Source organism: Escherichia sp. E1V33 (assembly GCF_004211955.1).
Classification (GTDB): Bacteria; Pseudomonadota; Gammaproteobacteria; order Enterobacterales; family Enterobacteriaceae; genus Escherichia.
Genome location: NZ_RHJI01000001.1, coordinates 1 through 21,179, shown reverse-complemented (window position 1 = coordinate 21,179; position 21,179 = coordinate 1). Strand labels below are relative to the sequence as shown.

The 21,179-nt window shown below is 47.7% G+C and carries 18 protein-coding genes and 1 pseudogene; 9 read left to right on the top strand and 10 right to left on the bottom strand.

Annotation, left to right across the window (positions count from 1 at the left end; all coding sequences use genetic code 11):
* Positions 1-21: 21 nt before the first annotated feature.
* Positions 22-1,491 (top strand): dipeptide/tripeptide permease DtpB, encoded by a 1,470-nt coding sequence (dtpB, locus tag D9742_RS00100; protein ID WP_130235594.1) that lies wholly within the window; start codon positions 22-24, stop codon positions 1,489-1,491.
* A gap of 190 nt (positions 1,492-1,681) precedes the next feature.
* On the opposite strand, the gene rsmJ is transcribed toward dtpB, so the two are convergent.
* On the bottom strand, positions 1,682-2,434 hold the full coding sequence (gene rsmJ / locus D9742_RS00095) for a 16S rRNA (guanine(1516)-N(2))-methyltransferase RsmJ (RefSeq protein ID WP_130235593.1): 753 nt from the start codon (positions 2,432-2,434) through the stop codon (positions 1,682-1,684).
* Positions 2,435-2,441: 7 nt separating this feature from the next.
* Complete coding sequence (prlC, locus tag D9742_RS00090; protein ID WP_001298719.1) at positions 2,442-4,484, bottom strand: oligopeptidase A; 2,043 nt, start codon at positions 4,482-4,484, stop codon at positions 2,442-2,444.
* A gap of 202 nt (positions 4,485-4,686) precedes the next feature.
* Between prlC and rlmJ the strand changes: the two genes are divergently transcribed.
* Both rlmJ and gorA read left to right on the top strand, forming a co-directional pair.
* Positions 4,687-5,529 carry a 23S rRNA (adenine(2030)-N(6))-methyltransferase gene (gene rlmJ, locus D9742_RS00085; protein ID WP_001308123.1) on the top strand — a complete coding sequence of 281 codons (843 nt, stop codon included), beginning with the start codon at positions 4,687-4,689 and terminating at the stop codon, positions 5,527-5,529.
* 71 nt (positions 5,530-5,600) lie between these two features.
* Complete coding sequence (gene gorA, locus D9742_RS00080; RefSeq protein WP_130235592.1) at positions 5,601-6,953, top strand: glutathione-disulfide reductase; 1,353 nt, start codon at positions 5,601-5,603, stop codon at positions 6,951-6,953.
* Between the two features lie 53 nt (positions 6,954-7,006).
* Here gorA and dinQ read toward each other — a convergent pair whose 3' ends face one another.
* On the bottom strand, positions 7,007-7,090 hold the full coding sequence (gene dinQ / locus D9742_RS00075; RefSeq protein ID WP_001295215.1) for a damage-inducible type I toxin DinQ: 84 nt from the start codon (positions 7,088-7,090) through the stop codon (positions 7,007-7,009).
* A 943-nt stretch (positions 7,091-8,033) separates the two neighbouring features.
* Here dinQ and slp point away from each other — a divergent pair.
* Together slp and D9742_RS00065 are read left to right on the top strand one after the other, a co-directional pair.
* Positions 8,034-8,603, top strand: a complete 570-nt coding sequence (slp, locus tag D9742_RS00070) for an outer membrane lipoprotein Slp (protein WP_130235591.1) — start codon at positions 8,034-8,036, stop codon at positions 8,601-8,603.
* A 155-nt stretch (positions 8,604-8,758) separates the two neighbouring features.
* On the top strand, positions 8,759-9,289 hold the full coding sequence (locus D9742_RS00065) for a LuxR C-terminal-related transcriptional regulator (RefSeq protein WP_130235590.1): 531 nt from the start codon (positions 8,759-8,761) through the stop codon (positions 9,287-9,289).
* Positions 9,290-9,331: 42 nt separating this feature from the next.
* Here the strand turns inward: D9742_RS00065 and D9742_RS00060 are convergent, their stop codons facing one another.
* From D9742_RS00060 to hdeA, 3 genes are all read right to left on the bottom strand, one after another.
* Entirely contained in the window at positions 9,332-9,979 is a 648-nt protein-coding gene (locus D9742_RS00060) for an MgtC/SapB family protein (RefSeq protein WP_130235589.1), read from the bottom strand.
* Between the two features lie 63 nt (positions 9,980-10,042).
* On the bottom strand, positions 10,043-10,369 hold the full coding sequence (gene hdeB / locus D9742_RS00055) for an acid-activated periplasmic chaperone HdeB (protein WP_130235588.1): 327 nt from the start codon (positions 10,367-10,369) through the stop codon (positions 10,043-10,045).
* A gap of 115 nt (positions 10,370-10,484) precedes the next feature.
* Positions 10,485-10,817, bottom strand: coding sequence for an acid-activated periplasmic chaperone HdeA (gene hdeA / locus D9742_RS00050; RefSeq protein ID WP_130235587.1), 333 nt, complete (start codon positions 10,815-10,817; stop codon positions 10,485-10,487).
* A 254-nt stretch (positions 10,818-11,071) separates the two neighbouring features.
* On the opposite strand from hdeA, the gene hdeD reads away from it, so the two are divergent.
* Complete coding sequence (gene hdeD / locus D9742_RS00045; protein WP_130235586.1) at positions 11,072-11,641, top strand: acid-resistance protein HdeD; 570 nt, start codon at positions 11,072-11,074, stop codon at positions 11,639-11,641.
* A gap of 720 nt (positions 11,642-12,361) precedes the next feature.
* Positions 12,362-12,889 carry an acid resistance transcriptional activator GadE gene (gadE, locus tag D9742_RS00040; protein ID WP_130235698.1) on the top strand — a complete coding sequence of 176 codons (528 nt, stop codon included), beginning with the start codon at positions 12,362-12,364 and terminating at the stop codon, positions 12,887-12,889.
* 19 nt (positions 12,890-12,908) lie between these two features.
* On the opposite strand, the pseudogene D9742_RS23760 reads toward gadE, so the two are convergent.
* A pseudogene (locus tag D9742_RS23760) lies at positions 12,909-13,193 on the bottom strand (hypothetical protein); the annotation flags it as partial.
* Positions 13,194-13,300: 107 nt separating this feature from the next.
* Here D9742_RS23760 and mdtE point away from each other — a divergent pair.
* Together mdtE and mdtF are read left to right on the top strand one after the other, a co-directional pair.
* Positions 13,301-14,410, top strand: coding sequence for a multidrug transporter subunit MdtE (gene mdtE / locus D9742_RS00030; RefSeq protein WP_346476982.1), 1,110 nt, complete (start codon positions 13,301-13,303; stop codon positions 14,408-14,410).
* 24 nt (positions 14,411-14,434) lie between these two features.
* Complete coding sequence (gene mdtF, locus D9742_RS00025) at positions 14,435-17,548, top strand: multidrug efflux pump RND permease MdtF (protein ID WP_130235583.1); 3,114 nt, start codon at positions 14,435-14,437, stop codon at positions 17,546-17,548.
* A 363-nt stretch (positions 17,549-17,911) separates the two neighbouring features.
* Here the strand turns inward: mdtF and gadW are convergent, their stop codons facing one another.
* The 3 genes from gadW to D9742_RS00005 all read right to left on the bottom strand — a co-directional run.
* The gene (gadW, locus tag D9742_RS00020; protein ID WP_130235582.1) at positions 17,912-18,640 is read right to left on the bottom strand and encodes an acid resistance transcriptional activator GadW; all 729 of its coding nucleotides are present in this window, start codon (positions 18,638-18,640) and stop codon (positions 17,912-17,914) included.
* 368 nt (positions 18,641-19,008) lie between these two features.
* Positions 19,009-19,824, bottom strand: a complete 816-nt coding sequence (gene gadX / locus D9742_RS00010) for a DNA-binding transcriptional regulator GadX (RefSeq protein ID WP_130235697.1) — start codon at positions 19,822-19,824, stop codon at positions 19,009-19,011.
* A gap of 394 nt (positions 19,825-20,218) precedes the next feature.
* A partial coding sequence (locus D9742_RS00005) for a glutamate decarboxylase (RefSeq protein ID WP_130235580.1) occupies positions 20,219-21,179 on the bottom strand: 961 nt, incomplete at its 5' end.

Below are 21,179 nucleotides of genomic sequence, written 5' to 3'. Positions count from 1 at the left end.
GGTATTGAAAGGCTCAAAATTATGAATACAACAACACCCACGGGGATGCTGCAACAACCTCGCCCATTCTTCATGATCTTTTTTGTCGAACTATGGGAGCGATTCGGTTACTACGGCGTACAAGGCGTCCTGGCCGTTTTCTTCGTTAAACAGCTCGGTTTCTCACAAGAGCAGGCCTTTGTCACCTTTGGTGCCTTCGCTGCGCTGGTCTATGGCCTTATCTCGATCGGTGGTTATGTTGGCGACCATCTGTTAGGGACTAAACGCACCATTGTCCTTGGGGCAATTGTTCTGGCAATAGGCTACTTCATGACCGGGATGTCGCTACTCAAGCCAGACCTGATCTTCATCGCGCTGGGAACAATCGCCGTCGGCAACGGCCTGTTTAAAGCCAACCCGGCAAGCCTGCTTTCGAAGTGCTATCCACCGAAAGATCCACGTCTCGACGGCGCCTTCACCCTGTTCTATATGTCGATCAATATCGGCTCGCTGATTGCGCTATCGCTAGCACCAGTTATCGCTGACAGATTTGGCTATTCCGTCACCTATAACTTATGCGGGGCAGGATTAATTGTCGCGCTACTGGTTTACATCGCCTGTCGTGGAATGGTGAAATACATTGGTTCTGAACCAGATTTCCGACCGATGAGCTTCAGCAAATTGTTGTACGTGCTGTTTGGCAGTGTGGTGATGATTTTCGTCTGCGCATGGCTGATGCACAACGTGGAAGTCGCCAATCTGGTACTGATTGCTCTCTCTATCGTCGTGACCATTATCTTCTTCCGCCAGGCATTCAAGCTGGATAAAACCGGGCGCAATAAGATGTTTGTCGCCTTTGTGCTGATGCTTGAAGCGGTGGTGTTTTACATCCTCTACGCCCAGATGCCAACGTCGCTGAACTTCTTTGCTATCAACAACGTGCATCATGAAATTCTCGGTTTTTCCATCAACCCGGTGAGCTTCCAGGCGCTTAACCCGTTCTGGGTGGTGCTCGCCAGCCCAGTACTGGCAGGTATCTACACCCATCTGGGGAATAAAGGCAAAGACCTCTCCATGCCGATGAAATTTACCCTCGGTATGTTTATGTGCTCGCTGGGCTTTTTGACAGCCGCCGCTGCGGGAATGTGGTTTGCGGATGCTCAGGGGCTGACATCGCCGTGGTTTATCGTGTTGGTGTACTTATTTCAGAGCTTAGGTGAACTGTTTATTAGCGCCCTGGGCCTGGCAATGGTTGCCGCTCTGGTGCCACAACATTTGATGGGCTTTATTCTCGGGATGTGGTTCCTGACGCAGGCTGCCGCGTTCTTGCTGGGTGGCTATGTGGCAACATTTACCGCGGTGCCAGACAACATTACCGATCCGCTTGAGACGTTGCCCGTCTATACCAACGTGTTTGGTAAGATTGGTCTGGTCACGCTGGCCGTTGCTGTAGTAATGCTGTTGATGGTGCCGTGGCTAAAACGAATGATTGAGACGCCGGAAATCCATTAATCTTTGTTGCAACAAACGAATCGTTATTTCACGCTCGCCCTTCAGGAAGAGCGTTGGAGTGAGGGGCATGGTTCACTCCGGTGCAAACCTGTTCCCCTCACCCTAACCCTCTCCCCAAAGGGGCGAGGGGACTGTCCGGGTACTTTTGGAACTTTGTCATCAGTCGGCAACCAGGTACCCAATTTCACGCTTACATCGGCGTTCCGGCATAAATATCAAAGCGATGCCCTTTGGTGACAACCGCGTTTGGCGTGGCGACATTCGCCAGCGGCGGCGCGTAGTCCGGGCGTTTCACCACCACGCGTTTGCTCGCCAGCAGCCGCGCAGGCTCCAGCAATCCATCAGCGTCGAGATCCGGCCCCACCAGCGACTGAAACACGCGCATCTCTTTTTTCACCAGCGCGCTTTTCTGCTTATGCGGGAACATCGGGTCGAGATAGACCACCTGCGGGCGCGGGGTAATATCGGTCAGCGCCGTCAGGCTGGAGGCGTGAATTAACTGCAAACGCTCCTGCAACCAGCCGCCGATTTCCGCATCCGCATAACCACGCGCCAGGCCGTCGTCGAGCAATGCGGCAACCACTGGATTACGCTCCAGCATCCGCACCCGGCAGCCGACCGAAGCCAGCACAAAGGCATCGCGCCCCAGTCCAGCGGTAGCGTCCACCACGTCCGGCAAATAATCGCCTTTAATGCCCACCGCTTTCGCCACCGCCTCACCGCGTCCGCCGCCGAATTTGCGTCGGTGCGCCATCGCTCCGCCAACAAAATCAACGTAAATGCCGCCAAGCTTCGGCTCATCGCGCTTACGCAGTTCCAGATGCTCCGGCGTTAACACCAGCGCCATCAGGTTATCTTCATCGTGCTCCAGCCCCCAGCGGGCAGCAAGAACAGATAAGGCGCCGTCTCCGGCGCCTGTTTCATCAATTAAGCAGATTTTCACTGAATGATCAGCCCTTAATGCCGTAATGCTCCAGCATCGCATCCAGCTGCGGTTCACGGCCACGGAAGCGTTTGAACAGATCCATCGGCTCTTCTGAACCGCCACGGCTCAGAATGTTGTCGAGGAATGACTGCCCGGTTTCACGGTTGAAAATGCCCTCTTCCTCAAAGCGCGAGAAGGCATCTGCCGCCAGCACATCGGCCCACAGGTAGCTGTAGTAACCTGCGGCATAACCACCGGCAAAAATGTGGCTAAAGGCATGCGGGAAGCGGCCCCAGGACGGAGAAGGCACCACAGCAACCAGTTTCTTGATTTCTGCCAGAGTTTCGAGGATTTTCGCCCCCTGATCCGGGCGGAACTCTGCATGGAGGCGGAAATCGAACAGACCGAACTCCAGCTGACGCAGAATAAACAGCGCCGCCTGGTAGTTCTTCGCCGCCAGCATTTTATCCAGCAACTCTTTCGGCAGCGGTTCGCCGGTTTCATAGTGACCGGAGATAAACGCCAGCGCCTCAGGCTCCCAGCACCAGTTTTCCATAAACTGACTCGGCAGTTCGACTGCATCCCACGGCACCCCGCTGATACCAGACACACCGGCGGTTTCAATGCGGGTCAGCATATGATGCAGGCCGTGACCGAACTCGTGGAACAGGGTGATCACTTCGTCATGGGTAAACAGCGCCGGTTTACCATTTACCGGGCGGTTGAAGTTACAGGTCAGATACGCGACCGGTTTTTGCAGAGAACCGTCGGCTTTACGCATCTGGCCTACGCAGTCATCCATCCACGCCCCGCCGCGTTTGTTTTCACGGGCATACAGGTCGAGGTAGAAGCTGCCGCGCAGCTCGTTGTTCTCGTCATACAGTTCGAAGAAACGTACATCCGGATGCCAGACATCAACATCTTTACGCTCTTTGGCGGTGATGCCGTAAATACGTTTCACCACTTCAAACAGGCCGTTAACTGCTTTGTTTTCCGGGAAGTACGGACGCAGCTGTTCGTCACTGATGCTGTAGAGGTGCTGTTTTTGTTTTTCGCTGTAGTAAGCGATATCCCACGGCTGCAACTCATCCACGCCAAATTCGGCTTTGGCGAAGGCGCGCAGTTGTGCCAGCTCTTTTTCGCCCTGCGGACGCGCGCGTTTTGCCAGATCGGTTAAGAAATCAAGCACCTGCTGCGGGTTTTCCGCCATTTTGGTAGCCAGTGATTTAAACGCGTAGTTTTCAAAGCCCAGCAGTTGCGCCAGTTCGTGACGCAGAGCGAGGATCTCTTCCATCACCTTGCTGTTATCCCATTTACCGGCGTTTGGACCTTGATCTGAAGCGCGAGTGCTATAAGCGCGATACATCTCTTCACGCAAGGCCTGGTTGTCGCAGTAGGTCATTACCGGCAGGTAGCTTGGGATATCCAGCGTCAACAGGTAGCCTTCCAGCTCTTTCGCTTCGGCCTGGGCTTTTGCCGCAGCCAGCGCGCTTTCTGGCATCCCCGCCAGCTCCGCTTCGTCGGTGACGAGTTTGGTCCAGCCCATCGTCGCATCAAGGACGTTGTTGCTGTACTGGTTGCCCAGCTCGGAAAGACGGGTAGCAATCTCGCCGTAGCGCTGCTGTTTCTCTTTCGGCAGACCGATGCCAGAGAGTTCGAAGTCGCGCAGTGCGTTATCAACCGCTTTTTTCTGCGCCGTGTTCAGCGTGGCGTAATGATCGCCATCGCGCAGGTCGCGGTATGCTTTATACAGCCCTTCATGTTGCCCTACCCAGGTGCTGTATTCCGACAGCAGCGGCAGAGTTTGTTCGTACGCTTCACGCAGTTCCGGGCTATTTTTCACCGAGTTCAGGTGGCTGACCGGAGAGAAAATACGCCCCAGCACATCATCCACTTCCGCCAGCGGCTGGCAGAGATTTTCCCAGGTGTACGGTGCCCCTTGCGCTACTACGCGCTCCACATTTTCGCGGCAGTCGTTCAGCGCCTTAGTCACGGCTGGAACGACATGTTCCGGGAGAATTTTAGAAAACGGAGGTAATTCAAAGGGAGTCAGTAACGGATTCGTCATTAGCGCAGTCCTGGTTAAAGAGGTTAAGGAAGCGCTCAACAGGCGCTTTACATAATGTGTGTAGCATGGGGTTAAGTGTAGTGAATTTCAATGAGAAACGTTACGCTTTCGCGGCGACGGCCTCTTTTCGGTATACTGTCCTGATATGCTTTTGTGCGCCCCGAATACGGGCCGATTTTTACTTACCGGAACACCTTTACCCATGCTCAGTTATCGCCACAGCTTTCACGCTGGCAACCACGCCGACGTCCTTAAACATACCGTTCAGAGCCTGATCATCGAGTCACTGAAAGAGAAAGATAAGCCGTTTCTCTATCTCGATACCCACGCAGGAGCCGGACGTTATCAGTTAGGCAGCGAACATGCCGAGCGTACCGGTGAATATCTCGAAGGTATTGCCCGTATCTGGCAGCAGGACGATTTGCCTGCAGAGCTGGAGCCGTACATCAATGTGGTAAAACACTTCAACCGTAGCGGTCAGTTGCGTTACTACCCCGGTTCACCGTTGATTGCTCGTCAGTTACTGCGTGAACAGGACAGCCTGCAACTGACCGAGCTGCACCCGAGCGATTACCCGTTGCTACGTTCTGAATTTCAGAAAGACAGCCGTGCGCGCGTCGAAAAAGCCGACGGTTTCCAGCAGCTTAAGGCCAAGCTGCCGCCGGTTTCCCGCCGTGGTTTAATCCTTATCGACCCGCCGTATGAAATGAAAACCGACTATCAGGCGGTAGTCAGCGGGATAGCAGAAGGTTACAAACGTTTCGCCACGGGCACTTACGCATTGTGGTATCCGGTGGTGCTACGCCAGCAAATTAAGCGCATGATCCACGACCTGGAAGCGACCGGCATTCGCAAAATTCTGCAAATTGAACTGGCTGTACTGCCAGACAGCGATCGCCGTGGCATGACCGCTTCCGGCATGATTGTGATTAACCCGCCGTGGAAGCTGGAACAGCAGATGAATAACGTGCTGCCGTGGCTGCACAGCAAACTGGTTCCGGCAGGTACTGGTCACGCTACCGTAAGCTGGATCGTGCCGGAGTAATTGCAGCCATCGCTGGCACCTATTACGTCTCGCGCTACAATCGCGGTAATCAACGATAAGGACACTATGTCATGACTAAACACTATGATTACATCGCCATCGGCGGCGGCAGCGGCGGTATCGCCTCCATCAACCGCGCGGCTATGTACGGCCAGAAATGCGCGCTGATAGAAGCCAAAGAGCTGGGCGGCACCTGCGTGAACGTTGGTTGCGTACCGAAAAAAGTGATGTGGCACGCGGCACAAATCCGTGAGGCGATCCACATGTACGGCCCGGACTATGGTTTCGATACCACCATCAATAAGTTTAATTGGGAAACGTTGATCGCCAGCCGTACCGCCTATATCGACCGTATTCATACCTCCTATGAAAACGTGCTCGGTAAAAATAACGTTGATGTGATCAAGGGCTTTGCCCGCTTCGTTGATGCCAAAACGCTGGAAGTTAACGGCGAAATCATCACGGCCGATCATATTCTGATCGCTACTGGTGGCCGCCCGAGCCATCCAGACATTCCGGGCGTGGAATACGGCATTGATTCCGATGGTTTCTTCGCCCTTCCTGCTTTGCCAGAGCGCGTAGCGGTTGTTGGCGCGGGTTACATCGCCGTTGAGCTGGCGGGCGTGATTAACGGCCTCGGTGCTAAAACGCATCTGTTCGTGCGTAAACATGCGCCGCTGCGCAGCTTCGACCCGATGATCTCTGAAACGCTGGTCGAAGTGATGAACGCCGAAGGCCCGCAATTGCACACCAATGCCATCCCGAAAGCGGTAGTGAAAAATGCCGATGGCAGCCTGACGCTGGAGCTGGAAGATGGTCGCAGTGAAACGGTGGATTGCCTGATTTGGGCGATTGGTCGCGAGCCTGCCAATGACAACATCAACCTGGAAGCCGCTGGCGTTAAAACTAACGAAAAAGGCTATATCGTCGTCGATAAATATCAAAACACCAATGTTGATGGTATTTACGCGGTGGGCGATAACACGGGCGCGGTGGAACTGACGCCGGTAGCCGTAGCTGCAGGTCGACGTCTCTCTGAGCGCCTGTTTAATGACAAGCCGGATGAGCATCTGGATTACAGCAACATTCCGACCGTGGTCTTCAGCCATCCGCCGATTGGTACTGTTGGTTTAACGGAACCGCAGGCACGCGAGCAGTACGGCGACGATCAGGTGAAAGTGTATAAATCCTCTTTCACTGCGATGTATACCGCCGTCACCACTCACCGCCAGCCGTGCCGCATGAAATTGGTATGCGTTGGGCCAGAAGAGAAGATTGTGGGTATTCACGGCATTGGCTTTGGTATGGACGAAATGTTGCAGGGCTTCGCGGTGGCGCTGAAGATGGGCGCAACCAAAAAAGACTTCGACAACACGGTGGCCATTCACCCGACGGCGGCAGAAGAGTTCGTGACAATGCGTTAAATGTTAAAGGGCAAAGAGTGGTGTGCTCTTTGCCCTTAGCTACGTTTCCGCTATCAGTTCAGAAGCTGAAGCAGGAAGCGGATCAGTTCCAGCAGCGCAATTAACGCTCCAAGAACGATGATTGCTTTATCAATCACCCGTTTTCTCCATGCGATGGAGTGAGAATGCAACCGCTTACTCATCCATTGCCTGTCACGGCGCATGCCCCATTGTTAGATAATGGCATTCTCACTCCAGCCAGAGCATCAGTTAACGGCACCACCCGTACCACTGATCAGGACTTTGAAAGCGTTTATGCGCATTGCCAGAGTGAAAATGCCTCAGAGCTAACTGGATAATCACACAGTATATTCAGGTTATAAAACCAGCATGTCCTTGCAATAGTTTCAGTATGGTATTAGCATTGATGCGTTAGATGATGGCATTCTCACTCCAGCCAGAGCCACCAACTCAGGGCTGAAAAGTAAAAAACCGACGTAAAGTCGGTTTTTTTACGTCCTGATTCGGACAACGTCTGCATAATCATTTATCGCCTTATCCAGGCTAAGTCGAAATTCTTTACGCACGATTTCCTTTCCTCTGCGCACAACCCTCTACTACAGCAATAATCAGCAGAGAATCTTAGAAAAGTTCGAATACCTCACATCAGAAAACAAAATCGCGAAAATTTAAAAACGATCGATATAGCGGAAAGCGAATTTATGATATTAGAATAATTCAAAACAACACATTTTCACTGTTCAATTCTTCAGGAAAACTGTTCATATAATAATGAGAAAACAATGAGATAGCTATCAATAAGTCTATATTTAAAACTGTATATCTCGAGAACGATAACAGTTAAGTTCTCTGGTCATGAGAGAAAATAATAAGCTATTTGTAATGACCCAATAAATGGCTAGCATTATACTGCGGCATATATTAGCATCGCGTCCTACGCTTTCTTTACTGAACCATAGCTGAAGCCATATAAATATCAGACAGTTTTTCACTACTATCAGGCATATCACTTAAGAATCGGATGAAAACCATAAATAAATATCTATTATGGTTTTAACATTTGTTGATAAGGATAGTAACATGAACAAGTCAAAAGGTGCTCTCATCGTCAGCCTTGCATTATTGCTTGCCGCGTGTAGTTCTATTCCACAAAATATCAAAGGTAATAACCAGCCTGATATTCAAAAAAGTTTTGTTGCTGTTCATAACCAACCAAATTTATACGTTGGTCAGCAGGCTCGCTTTGGCGGTAAAGTGATTAACGTCATTAATGGCAAAACAGATACGTTGTTAGAAATCGCAGTATTACCGCTGGATAGCTATGCAAAACCTGATATTGAAGCAAATTATCAAGGCCGACTTCTTGCCAGGCAAAGTGGTTTCCTTGACCCAGTAAACTACCGTAATCACTATGTCACCATCCTCGGGACCATTCAGGGCGAACAACCTGGCTTTATCAACAAAGTCCCATATAACTTCCTTGAAGTGAATATGCAGGGGATTCAGGTGTGGCATTTACGAGAAGTGATGAACACAACCTACAACCTGTGGGATTACGGCTACGGCGCATTCTGGCCAGAACCCGGCTGGGGTGGCACTCCTTACTATACCGATGCGGTTAGCCAGGTAACGCCAGAACTGGTCAAATAACATTACCTGAAGATGCAGATATTGATGAAATATCTGCATCTTCAAACACATTCAATTAATGCACAGCAAGCTAATTAATATAATTATAAGCACTGTCCTGTTAATTACTTTTGGCAGCCTGATTATAAAGTTAATGTCCGCAACAGGAGTCGGTTATGTTTCTTATAATTACCAGGGATACGATGTTCTTCACCGCGATGAAAAACATCCTGAGTAAAGGTAATGTCGTCCATATACAGACCGAAGAAGAGATCGACTTAACGTTGCACCAAAATGCCTTAGTCATTATTGATACATTAATGAATAATGTATTCCATTCAACATTGCTCAATAAAATTAAACGACTGAATCCCATTCATGTAATCATTTTCTCCCCGTTTAATATAAAACGCTGTCTGGGGAAAATACCGGTGACGTTTGTTCAGCGGGCCATCACGATCATCGACTTTATTGCACTCATCAATGGCAGTTACTGCTCTGCGCCAGAGGCTGATGTTTCGCTCTCATGCAAACAGCATCAGGTTCTTACCTGCATTGCCAATCAAATGACGACAGAAGATATTCTGGAAAAACTAAAAATATCATTAAAAACGTTCTACTGTCATAAACACAATATCATGATGATCCTCAACCTTAAGCGGATCAATGAACTGGTGCGCCATCAACATATTGATTATCTGGTCTGAGTTGTGAGTAGTGCGGCGAACCAGGCTTCTCTGCCGCACACATTAACTTATCGAGACACCTTTCACGCCCGCCATTCCCTTCAATAACCGCAATAGATTTTCAATTGATGTCATAGCCCGAAGCTGGATATCAATAGCAACCACGTCATGATCTTCATTTTCTTGTAGTGAGACTAAGTCAGCTTTGATTTTTTGCTGTTTAAACCAATCGAGCATCGACACCGTATGACCGTTCACCAACGTAAGCTGTAAATGGTAATTTTTATTCATCAAGCGGTAGGTTAATTGATGAAAAACTTCCAGCACCAGCAAAGCCATTACTGAACCGTAGATACCCAGCTCATACATACCGCTGCCAATCACCATGCCGATGGCTGCCGTTACCCAGATATCCGCTGCGGTGGTGAGGCCGACAATATTTTGATTACGAACGAGGATATTACCCGCGCCTATAAAACCGACGCCAGTGACAACCTGAGCGGCAATACGGCTGGGATCAAGCCCGACGTGATCCAGCGCCAGCACATCAGCGAAACCATATTTCGACACAATCATAAACAGGGCGCTACCCATACCGATTAAGACATGTGTACGAAGCCCTGCCCCCTTGCCGCGCATTTGTCTTTCCATGCCAATAGCACCACAGGCAATTGCAGCCAGGATCAAACGAATAATAAATTCAGTAGTCATATAAAAACGCAAAAAGGAGCAGCAAGATGGCTCAACTTGCTACTCCTTTTTGCTTTAACCCCATTAATTCGGCAGATCATCAGATGCTTGATTTTTGAAGGTATACAGATTTTTCTGCGGATTTTTCTTGCAGTATTCGATCACTTTAGGGATTTGAGTGAGATCGGTTTCATTTAAGGTTACAGTATCACCACCTTTATATACTGTTTCTTCATGCAGCATCCACCACGCAACCGGAGTCATCGCTTTTGGATTCAAATCAATAAATTCCTGGCACGTCATATCTTTGGAAGATTCATTTGCAGCCAAAGCAGATTGTGCATTCACCAATGACAAAGCCGCTACAGCGCCCAGGAAAACGAACGCTTTACGTATAGATGAAATATTCATTTTGTAACCCATTCAACAAAGAATTTATATATGAACAGAAGGAATACCCGCTGTGGAAGAAGGTATTCCGGCCTGTTCAATATGCAAGGAATTATGACGTAGCATATTCCTGAAATTACATATCTTTCTTAATTTTGTTCCATTCGCCTTTAACTTTATCTTTAAAGCTGGCTTGTTTATCCTGAGTACAAGCCTGAACGATAGCTGGGGTTACGGTTGCAATGCCCTGAACATCTAAAACCGCATCTTCTGGTTTATCTTTGTTATTCAGTGCTTCAGCAAAACCGACTGCAGTCGGCTGGAAGGATTCGTCCACAGCCAGGAAATCTTCACAGGTCCAGGAGTTGACAGGTTTTTTATTGTCAGCTGCTTTTTGTGCATCCGCTGCATTGCTCACAACTGGCAAAAGAAGCAGGCCACCGAGAATTACACCTAATACTTTTTTCATCGTAATATCCTCAACTAGAAAGTGAAAGAGCCGTCACGAATCAATTTCGACATTGAGGTTATAACCTGGTTTTGGGGGTATGTCATGTTGAGATAAAATATCAAAATCAGATATTTTTATTTAAATACAATAAGTTACATTGGCTTCACACACATGAATTAGGAAATTTTTATTAAATCACATGCATTCCTTGATGCATTTTTGGCATAAATTGATAGTAGGGGTTTTTCTTCTTAAATTTATAGGGTGGTTCTATGTTATATATAGATAAGGCAACAATTTTAAAATTTGATCTGGATATGCTTAAGAAGCATCGGAGAGCAATCCAGTTTATTGCTGTGCTACTGTTTATTGTCGGTTTGCTGTGTATAAGCTTTCCGTTTGTCTCTGGCGATATCCTTAGCACGGTCGTTGGTGCATTATTAATCTGCTCAGGCATTGCGCTTATTGTTGGTTTATTCAGCAACCGGAGTCATAATTTCTGGCCTGTATTATCCGGCTTCCTTGTTGCTGTCGCCTATTTGTTGATCGGCTATTTCTTCATCCGCGCACCGGAACTGGGAATTTTTGCTATTGCGGCGTTTATCGCTGGCTTGTTCTGTGTCGCTGGGGTTATTCGCTTGATGAGTTGGTATCGCCAGCGTTCAATGAAAGGCAGCTGGCTACAGCTAGTCATTGGTATCCTGGATATCGTCATCGCATGGATATTCCTGGGTGCAACGCCAGTGGTTTCTGTAACATTAGTTTCTACTCTGGTGGGGATAGAACTAATATTCAGCGCTGCCAGCTTGTTTAGCTTCGCTAGTTTATTCGTTAAAAAATAATCAATATCAGGTTTCTACAAAGCATTTCCCACACCGCCTCATAATCACTCATAGTGACTATGAGGCATATAATACTCCCACTTCATATAGCCACCATGACAAAACATAAACCATCGTTGAAATAATAACCGTGCGAATCATTAAATAACTCTCTAAAAACTTTATGTTTTTACTTACCTCACAGCAAATTAGCCATTTCAAACATTATCATGGCTGATATTTTCTGTAGTCAGGTTTAATGTTTAAAAGTGCTGTGGGAAAATGAAATCAAGATTTGGCAAGCATCGACTCAATAAGCGGAGAATTAATGCAATTGATATTAATTTTCCAGGAAAATTAAAAAGAAAGCTGGCAATCCAATTGCCAGCTTAAGTAGAAACAAGGAGACTCGATATTTAAATCGGATTACTTTTTTATTTTAGTTTTATTATTCAGAAATCACAAACTTTAAATTGATAACTTATTCTTGGTAAAAACATAGAAGATGTTAATTTCCTGTTGGCACTAACAAACTTATAACAACCAGGAATGTTACCTAGGACCAATATATGGAGTACGTGATGGATAAATCTCAAGTTTTGATTAGTGTTAATAGACGTATTAGTTCACGAAGGGCAACGTTCTTATAGGCGTTTACTATATTGAACAACGAATTCGGACATGGATGTAAATAATGAAAAGGATGACATGTTCGAAACAATAACGGCTAAGGAGCAAGTTATGATTTTTCTCATGACGAAGGATTCTTTTCTTTTACAGGGCTTTTTGCAGTTGAAAGATAATCACGAAATGATAAAAATCAATTCCCTGTCAGAGATCAAAAGCATAGACAACAAACCATTCAAGGTGATCATTGATACCTATCATAATCATATCCTTGATGAAGAAGCGATTAAGTTTCTTGAGAATTTAGATGCCGAAAGAATCATTGTTCTGGCACCTTACCACATCAGTAAACTTAAAAGTCAGTCGCCTATCTTTTTTATCAGCCGTAAAGAAAGCATTAAAAACTTGATTGATATTACTTATGGAAAACACTTGCCCCATAAGAATTCTCAATTATGTTTCTCGCATAATCAATTCAAAATTATGCAATTAATCCTGAAGAACAAAAATGAAAGTAATATCACATCAACGCTGAAAATTTCGCAGCAGACATTAAAGATCCAGAAATTCAATATTATGTACAAGCTGAAACTTAGACGTATGAGCGACATCGTGACTCTGGGGATCTCTTCTTATTTTTAAGAAGGAGTTGATGTGGCCCAGCGATAAGTGCCTGAAATTGACGGCTGGCATGATGAGGGATGCAAATGCTTACTCCATTACTCCCGGTGATAACCAAAGGAGAAGCGAAAACGAACTTATTCCCCTGGTTTATGTATCCACCAGTAGAAACATTCGTTGCCCGGATGCAGGCAGATACTGTCAGCAGAACGGCAACATTTTTTTTGCCATCAACATCGCCACATTGGCCACTCGGCCTGCATGCTCCATCACAGGCATATTTCCCCATGGTCGGCACTATGCCGCAGGTCAGTAAATCCCTCATGCCTCTCCCCGCGCACATTCAAAAAATCCGTAATTTTTCACGAATTTTCAGGGAATAAAATGAACAGAAAAAGAAAACTGTTAATACCGTTGTTATTCTGCGGCGTAATACTTACCGCATGCGACGACAAATCAGCGCAAAAGGCTGCCTCCATGACGCCAGAAGTGGGCGTGGTGACGCTCTCCCCCGGCTCAGTCAATGTCATGAGCGAATTGCCCGGCAGAACTGTTCCTTATGAAGTTGCTGAGATTCGCCCGCAGGTAGGTGGCATCATCATTAAACGCAATTTTATCGAAGGCGATAAAGTTAACCAGGGCGATTCGTTGTATCAGATTGACCCTGCTCCGTTACTAGCTGAATTAAACTCTGCCAAAGGTTCGCTGGCTAAAGCCCTCTCTACCGCCAGCAATGCCCGCATTACCTTTAACCGCCAGGCATCGTTGCTGAAAACCAACTACGTCAGCCGCCAGGACTACGACACGGCGCGAACTCAACTTAATGAAGCAGAAGCGAATGTCACCGTCGCCAAAGCTGCCGTTGAGCAGGCGACCATCAATCTGCAATACGCTAATGTCACCTCGCCTATTACTGGCGTCAGTGGGAAGTCATCGGTGACCGTCGGCGCATTAGTTACTGCTAATCAGGCAGATTCGCTGGTTACCGTACAACGTCTGGACCCGATTTATGTCGATCTCACGCAGTCGGTGCAGGATTTCTTGCGCATGAAAGAAGAGGTCGCCAGTGGGCAAATCAAACAAGTTCAGGGCAGTACGCCGGTACAGCTCAATCTGGAAAATGGTAAACGTTACAGCCAGACCGGCACGCTGAAATTCTCCGACCCGACGGTGGATGAAACCACGGGCTCCGTGACGTTACGGGCGATTTTCCCCAATCCGAATGGCGACTTGTTGCCAGGCATGTACGTCACGGCATTAGTGGATGAAGGTAGCCGACAGAACGTTTTACTGGTGCCGCAGGAAGGTGTTACCCATAACGCCCAGGGCAAAGCAACGGCACTCATTCTTGATAAAGATGATGTCGTGCAGTTACGTGAAATTGAGGCCACTAAAGCCATCGGCGACCAGTGGGTCGTCACTTCTGGCTTGCAGGCTGGCGATCGCGTGATCGTTTCCGGTTTGCAACGCATTCGTCCGGGTATCAAAGCACGCGCAATTTCCTCCGGCCAGGAAAACGCCAGCACCGAATCGAAACAGTAACGTTGCAGGCTTAAGGGGACTTTCATGGCTAACTATTTTATTGATCGCCCAGTTTTTGCCTGGGTACTTGCCATTATTATGATGCTCGCGGGCGGGCTGGCGATCATGAACCTGCCCGTTGCGCAATATCCACAAATCGCGCCGCCAACAATTACCGTCAGCGCAACCTATCCAGGTGCCGATGCGCGAACGGTAGAAGACTCTGTCACCCAGGTGATTGAGCAAAATATGAATGGGCTGGATGGCTTAATGTATATGTCATCAACCAGCGACGCTGCGGGTAATGCCTCCATCACTCTAACCTTCGAGACGGGTACATCACCTGATATCGCGCAGGTTCAGGTACAGAACAAGCTGCAACTGGCTATGCCCTCATTACCCGAAGCGGTGCAACAGCAAGGGATAAGTGTTGATAAGTCGAGCAGCAATATCTTGATGGTGGCGGGGTTTATCTCTGACGACGGTAGTCTGAACCAGTACGATATCGCGGACTATGTCGCGTCGAATATCAAAGACCCGTTAAGCCGTACCGCAGGTGTAGGTAGCGTACAGTTATTTGGTTCGCAATACGCCATGCGTATCTGGCTGGACCCGCAAAAACTCAATAAATACAATCTTGTACCGTCTGATGTTATTTCCCAAATCAAGATACAGAATAACCAGATTTCCGGTGGTCAATTGGGGGGGATGCCACAGGCGGCGGACCAGCAACTGAACGCCTCTATCATTGTGCAGACACGTCTGCAAACACCGGAAGAATTTGGCAAAATTTTGCTTAAAGTTCGGCAAGATGGCTCGCAAGTATTGCTACGTGATGTTGCCCGCGTCGAGTTAGGCGCAGAAGACTATTCTACCGTGGCGCGTTTTAATGGCAAACCTGCCGCCGGGATCGCCATCAAACTGGCTGCCGGGGCGAACGCCCTGGATACCTCGCGAGCGGTGAAAGCAGAGCTGAACAGGCTATCGGCCTTTTTCCCGGCCAGTCTGAAAACAGTTTATCCTTACGACACCACGCCATTTATTGAAATTTCAATTCATGAAGTTTTCAAAACGCTGATCGAGGCTATCATCCTCGTCTTCCTGGTCATGTATCTGTTTTTACAAAACATTCGCGCTACGATTATCCCGACAATTGCCGTTCCGGTCGTTATTCTCGGCACATTTGCGATTTTGTCGGCGGTCGGTTTTACCATCAACACTCTCACGATGTTCGGGATGGTGTTGGCGATAGGGTTGCTGGTTGATGATGCGATCGTGGTGGTAGAAAACGTCGAGCGCGTGATAGCGGAAGATAAACTGCCGCCGAAGGAAGCGACGCATAAATCGATGGGGCAAATCCAACGCGCGCTGGTCGGGATTGCCGTTGTTCTGTCTGCGGTGTTTATGCCGATGGCCTTTATGAGCGGTGCTACGGGCGAGATTTATCGCCAGTTCTCCATCACGCTTATCTCATCCATGCTGCTTTCGGTGTTTGTGGCAATGAGTCTGACCCCTGCCCTTTGCGCCACCATTCTGAAAGCTGCGCCGGAAGGCGGTCACAAGCCGAACGCCTTATTCGTTCGCTTCAACAACCTGTTTGAAAAATCGACTCAGCACTATACCGACAGCACACGCTCTCTGCTACGTTGCACTGGTCGCTACATGGTGGTTTACCTGCTGATCTGCGCTGGGATGGCGGTGCTGTTCCTGCGCACGCCAACCTCTTTCTTACCGGAAGAGGATCAGGGGGTGTTTATGACCACCGCGCAATTACCTTCCGGCGCTACGATGGTAAACACCAGCAAAGTGCTACAACAGGTGACTGATTATTATCTGACAAAAGAGAAAGATAATGTCCAGTCAGTGTTTACCGTTGGTGGCTTCGGCTTTAGCGGCCAGGGGCAAAACAACGGTCTGGCGTTTATCAGCCTGAAGCCCTGGTCTGAACGTGTCGGCGAAGAAAATTCGGTAACGGCGATTATTCAGCGGGCGATGGTGGCTCTTAGCCGCATCAATAAAGCAGTTATTTTCCCGTTCAACTTACCGGCGGTAGCAGAACTGGGGACAGCGTCAGGTTTTGATATGGAACTGCTGGACAACGGTAACCTGGGGCATGAAAAGCTAACCCAGGCAAGAAACGAGTTGCTGTCTCTGGCAGCACAATCGCCTGACCAGGTCACCGGGGTACGCCCGAACGGCCTGGAAGATACGCCGATGTTCAAAGTCAACGTCAACGCGGCGAAAGCTGAGGCGATGGGCGTGGAGTTGTCCGATATCAACCAGACCATTTCCACCGCTTTCGGTAGTAGCTACGTGAACGACTTCCTTAACCAGGGACGGGTGAAAAAAGTGTATGTCCAGGCGGGAACACCGTTCCGCATGCTGCCGGACAATATAAACCAATGGTATGTGCGCAACGCCTCCGGCACGATGGCGCCACTTTCTGCTTATTCTTCAACAGAGTGGACTTACGGCTCACCACGTCTGGAACGCTACAACGGTATTCCAGCAATGGAGATTTTAGGTGAAGCGGCGGCTGGAAAAAGTACCGGTGATGCAATGAAATTTATGGCGGATCTGGTCGCAAAACTTCCGACTGGCGTTGGCTACTCATGGACCGGGCTGTCATATCAGGAAGCGTTATCTTCCAACCAGGCTCCGGCACTATATGCCATCTCGCTGGTCGTGGTATTCCTTGCCCTTGCCGCACTTTACGAAAGCTGGTCGATTCCGTTCTCGGTAATGCTGGTCGTACCGCTTGGGGTAATTGGCGCGTTACTGGCTACTGACCTGCGCGGGTTAAGCAATGACGTCTACTTCCAGGTTGGTCTGCTGACCACCATTGGGCTTTCCGCCAAGAACGCCATCCTGATTGTCGAGTTTGCGGTTGAGATGATGCAAAAAGAAGGGAAGACGCCGATGGAAGCGATTATCGAAGCGGCACGGATGCGCTTACGCCCCATCCTGATGACCTCTCTGGCCTTTATACTCGGCGTGCTGCCGCTGGTTATCAGTCATGGCGCAGGCTCCGGTGCGCAAAACGCAGTAGGTACAGGCGTTATGGGGGGGATGTTTGCAGCAACGGTGCTGGCGATTTACTTCGTTCCGGTCTTTTTCGTAGTGGTGGAACATCTCTTTGCCCGCTTTAAAAAAGCGTAACGTGTAAACGAGAGCAAGGTTGAACATAAGGGTTCAGCCTTGCTCTTTCCCGCAAACCACTCGCCACTCAACAACCAACTTACCGCCAGGAACATCAGACTCAGTAAACAGCATTGAAAGTAGAAACCGCTCCAACCGTTGGTGATCAATTTAAACAACACGACACTGACCAGAATTCCCGTAGTTGTATGAATTGCAAACTTAATAATCCTGAACATGCCGCGTCTTTTCCTCCTGAAAATACGTTTACTGTTTTGCAAACTGCGAAAGCAAACTTGCCGGTGACCCGGCAGAGTTGATGAGGAAAGATTTTCACATGAAGTGTGAGGGAGATCCTGACCGACTTTCGAATGAGAAATCCAGTCAGGAAAAGGTCCCCGTTGACTGTTGCGCAAACTGATGTGGGGTTACGCCATAGTACTGGCGGAAAGTATTAATAAAGTACAACGTACTGCTATAGCCACATTTTTCTGCAATCATCGGCAGCGGGATTTGTCGTAACTCGAGTAATCGTCTGGCCATCGACATTCGTGAAGCCAATAATATTTTGCTAAAGCAGGTGTTTTCATCCTGCAATTTTTTCTTGATTAGGCTTTCACTGGTATACATTTTTTCGGCGATATCACGCAGATACCAACGTTTGGCGATATCAAAGCTAATAATGCGTTCAACTTTACCTGAAATAGTGCTAATGCTATTAAAAAGGAAGGGAATAAGTTCTTTATTTCGTGAAAACATCGAAAGGCAGGAAAAGTACAGCATATTATTTAATGTCCTGGACGCAATATCTTCTTGAGCAAAACTATCAAATATTGCAGTGACCAGCGGCATCGGTGGTGTTGGGTTAACTAACAACCGTTTTTTACCATGCAGCCCTAAACACCGACCCGAAAGACGGATATTGTGCAAGTAATGGCTAATGATCCTTTCATCGATATCTAGTCTGCGGGCGAAGGATTCATCAAAAGGAAAATTTTCCACCATATTTTTGTCCATCAAAAGAATACTCTCTTTTTGCAAAGAGAGTTTTTGCTGCTCATGATAAATATCAAATGAACGGCGAGTGAGGATCACTGAGCAAACGTGTGTCATGACAAGCCCTTATATTCCATTGCTACAACCATTACAATTTCAGTATACAAATGAAATGATGTATGACTCATTTAAAAAACCAAAACTGCCAAAATTGGTAGGACCAAAAGTAATCGCATACACAAGCGCACATATCGGTAAAGACATAAAAAGTAAATGCATGCGTGATATATCTTAAATTCGTGTATAGCTTATGTTTATAAAAAATTGGCTGATCTTATCTCCAGTAAAAGTTATATTTAAACCACTGAGAGCACAAAGTTTCCCGTGCCAACATGGAGTGTTATAACGGCTTATTAGTCTGGAGACGGCAGACTATCCTCTTCCCGGTCCCCTATGCCGGGTTTTTTTTTAACTTCAAAAAGCAATTATAACCTTACTATCCTTTCAGGGTGACAACACTTTTCTGGTACACAAACATCCATCATCAGATGGTTATTACACCCTCTTTCAGCTATGCGTTCATGATACTCTGTCGGTGTCATGCCATAATAATTGCGAAAAACATAAATAAAATACGATACACTGTTGTAGCCACACAACGCGGCCACTCTCTTTATAGAAAAACCATGTCTTACAATGAGTTGTAACGCGCGTCGCATTCTACATTCGGTAAGCAGTTGTGAATAAGACGTCTCTTCTTCACGCAATTTTTTCTTTAACAAACTTGGACTCATCAATAACTCACTGGCTATTTTCGCCAATGACCATTCATGAGCGATATTACGGTTAATGACCGTACAAACCCGCATTCGCATATTGGGCTGTAAGATATTCATGAGTAGCGTTATAAACTGTTCATCTTCAAGAAAAACAGACAATATCGCGAATATTAATGCCCTTTTACGTAAAACCTCACCATAGCGAAGATTTTTACTCTGCGAAAGCTGTACAACTTCCTGAAAAACAGGAATATCTCGGGTGCAGTGATGAACAATTAGCGAAGGAACTTTTTTATAGGCATGAATATTTAATGCCTCCTCCTTGAGCATCGGAAGGAATAATGAAAGAGTGTCCTTCGTGACAAAGACTGCGTTCTCAATGCACTGATCAAATAAGATCTGGCTCGCATCCGCAAAAACTAAATCACCACTGTTAAAACTATAGGACTCACCGTTAACCATGGTGAGAATATATTCATGCTTTGCATACGCAATTAAACAAGTTCCATTTAGTGATTGCATCATTAATACACTATAACAAAAACATATTGCTGTATTTAATGTAGCACGCCAACACCCTAAGTCAAATCATCACTTAAACTAAGCTTAAACGAAAAAATGAATAGCCTGCTAAGTGGTTAGAAGCATTGTTCCAGGTCACTTATTTTTCAATCTATTAGAGCAAAAATGAGCAATAATAACGGATATGAATAATATCGCATGCATTCTACTATAATTTGCACAAAATTTAATTTGTATTGCAAATTATTCAACTATATGAGCTTCCTCCCCCCCAAAAAAATGACCAGAATTAGCATTCTGATCATTACGCCACAGCTCTTATTTATAGGATATATTTCTTTACCATGAAGGCATTAAACCTGCATGCTCCTGGCATGCAGGTAACATCCTGTTATCAGGTATGTTTAAAGCTGTTCTGTTGGGCAATACCCTGCAGTTTCGGGTGATCGCTGAGATATTTCAGGGAGGCTTTGTAGTCTTCCAGTAACAGTTCAGCGAAGTCCATTTCGAAGCCACGACGGCACATAATGCGCATTACCACGATGTCGGTGGCTTCACCGCCGAGGGTAAATGCCGGAACCTGCCAGCCGCGCAGACGCAGACGTTCAGAGAGGTCATACAGGGTGTATCCTGGATTTTCCCCGTCTTTCAGTTTGAAGCACACCGCCGGGATACCTTCATCCGGGCGCCCCGTACAGATGAACTCATACGGCCCCAGTTTAGCGATTTCATCCGCCAGATAAGCAGCAACCTGGTAAGAGGCGTTCTGTACTTTGGTATAACCTTCACAGCCGAGGCGCAGGAACTCATAGTACTGTGCAATCACCTGACCCGCCGGACGGGAGAAGTTGATGGCGAAAGTACCAATCTGACCGCCGAGGTAGTCAACGTTGAATACCAGTTCCTGCGGCAGCGCTTCTTCGTCACGCCAGATCACCCAGCCGCAGCCCAGCGGAGCCAGACCGAATTTATGGCCTGAAGCACTGATGGATTTCACGCGCGGCAGGCGGAAGTCCCAGACAATATCCGGCGCCACGAACGGCGCAAGGAAGCCACCACTGGCGGCGTCGATGTGCATGTCGATGTCGATACCGGTGTCGGCCTGGAATTTATCCAGTGCATCGTGCAGCGGTTGCGGGAACTCATAGTTACCGGTGTAGGTCACGCCGAAAGTCGGCACCACGCCGATGGTGTTTTCGTCGCAGGCCTCGATCATGCGTTTCGGATCCATGAATAGCTGGCCGGGACGCATAGGGATCTCACGCAGCTCTACATCCCAGTAGCGGGCAAATTTATGCCAGCAGATTTGCACCGGACCGCAGACCAGGTTTGGTTTGTTGGTCGGCTTACCTGCG

What these genes read in the sequence shown, in the direction of transcription:
- dtpB (WP_130235594.1), top strand. Translation starts at nt 22, where the DNA reads ATGAATACAACAACACCCACGGGGATGCTGCAACAACCTCGCCCATTC.
- prlC (WP_001298719.1), bottom strand. Translation starts at nt 4,484, where the DNA reads ATGACGAATCCGTTACTGACTCCCTTTGAATTACCTCCGTTTTCTAAA.
- rlmJ (WP_001308123.1), top strand. Translation starts at nt 4,687, where the DNA reads ATGCTCAGTTATCGCCACAGCTTTCACGCTGGCAACCACGCCGACGTC.
- gorA (WP_130235592.1), top strand. Translation starts at nt 5,601, where the DNA reads ATGACTAAACACTATGATTACATCGCCATCGGCGGCGGCAGCGGCGGT.
- slp (WP_130235591.1), top strand. Translation starts at nt 8,034, where the DNA reads ATGAACAAGTCAAAAGGTGCTCTCATCGTCAGCCTTGCATTATTGCTT.
- D9742_RS00065 (WP_130235590.1), top strand. Translation starts at nt 8,759, where the DNA reads ATGTTTCTTATAATTACCAGGGATACGATGTTCTTCACCGCGATGAAA.
- D9742_RS00060 (WP_130235589.1), bottom strand. Translation starts at nt 9,979, where the DNA reads ATGACTACTGAATTTATTATTCGTTTGATCCTGGCTGCAATTGCCTGT.
- hdeB (WP_130235588.1), bottom strand. Translation starts at nt 10,369, where the DNA reads ATGAATATTTCATCTATACGTAAAGCGTTCGTTTTCCTGGGCGCTGTA.
- hdeA (WP_130235587.1), bottom strand. Translation starts at nt 10,817, where the DNA reads ATGAAAAAAGTATTAGGTGTAATTCTCGGTGGCCTGCTTCTTTTGCCA.
- hdeD (WP_130235586.1), top strand. Translation starts at nt 11,072, where the DNA reads ATGTTATATATAGATAAGGCAACAATTTTAAAATTTGATCTGGATATG.
- gadE (WP_130235698.1), top strand. Translation starts at nt 12,362, where the DNA reads ATGATTTTTCTCATGACGAAGGATTCTTTTCTTTTACAGGGCTTTTTG.
- mdtF (WP_130235583.1), top strand. Translation starts at nt 14,435, where the DNA reads ATGGCTAACTATTTTATTGATCGCCCAGTTTTTGCCTGGGTACTTGCC.
- gadW (WP_130235582.1), bottom strand. Translation starts at nt 18,640, where the DNA reads ATGACACACGTTTGCTCAGTGATCCTCACTCGCCGTTCATTTGATATT.
- gadX (WP_130235697.1), bottom strand. Translation starts at nt 19,824, where the DNA reads ATGCAATCACTAAATGGAACTTGTTTAATTGCGTATGCAAAGCATGAA.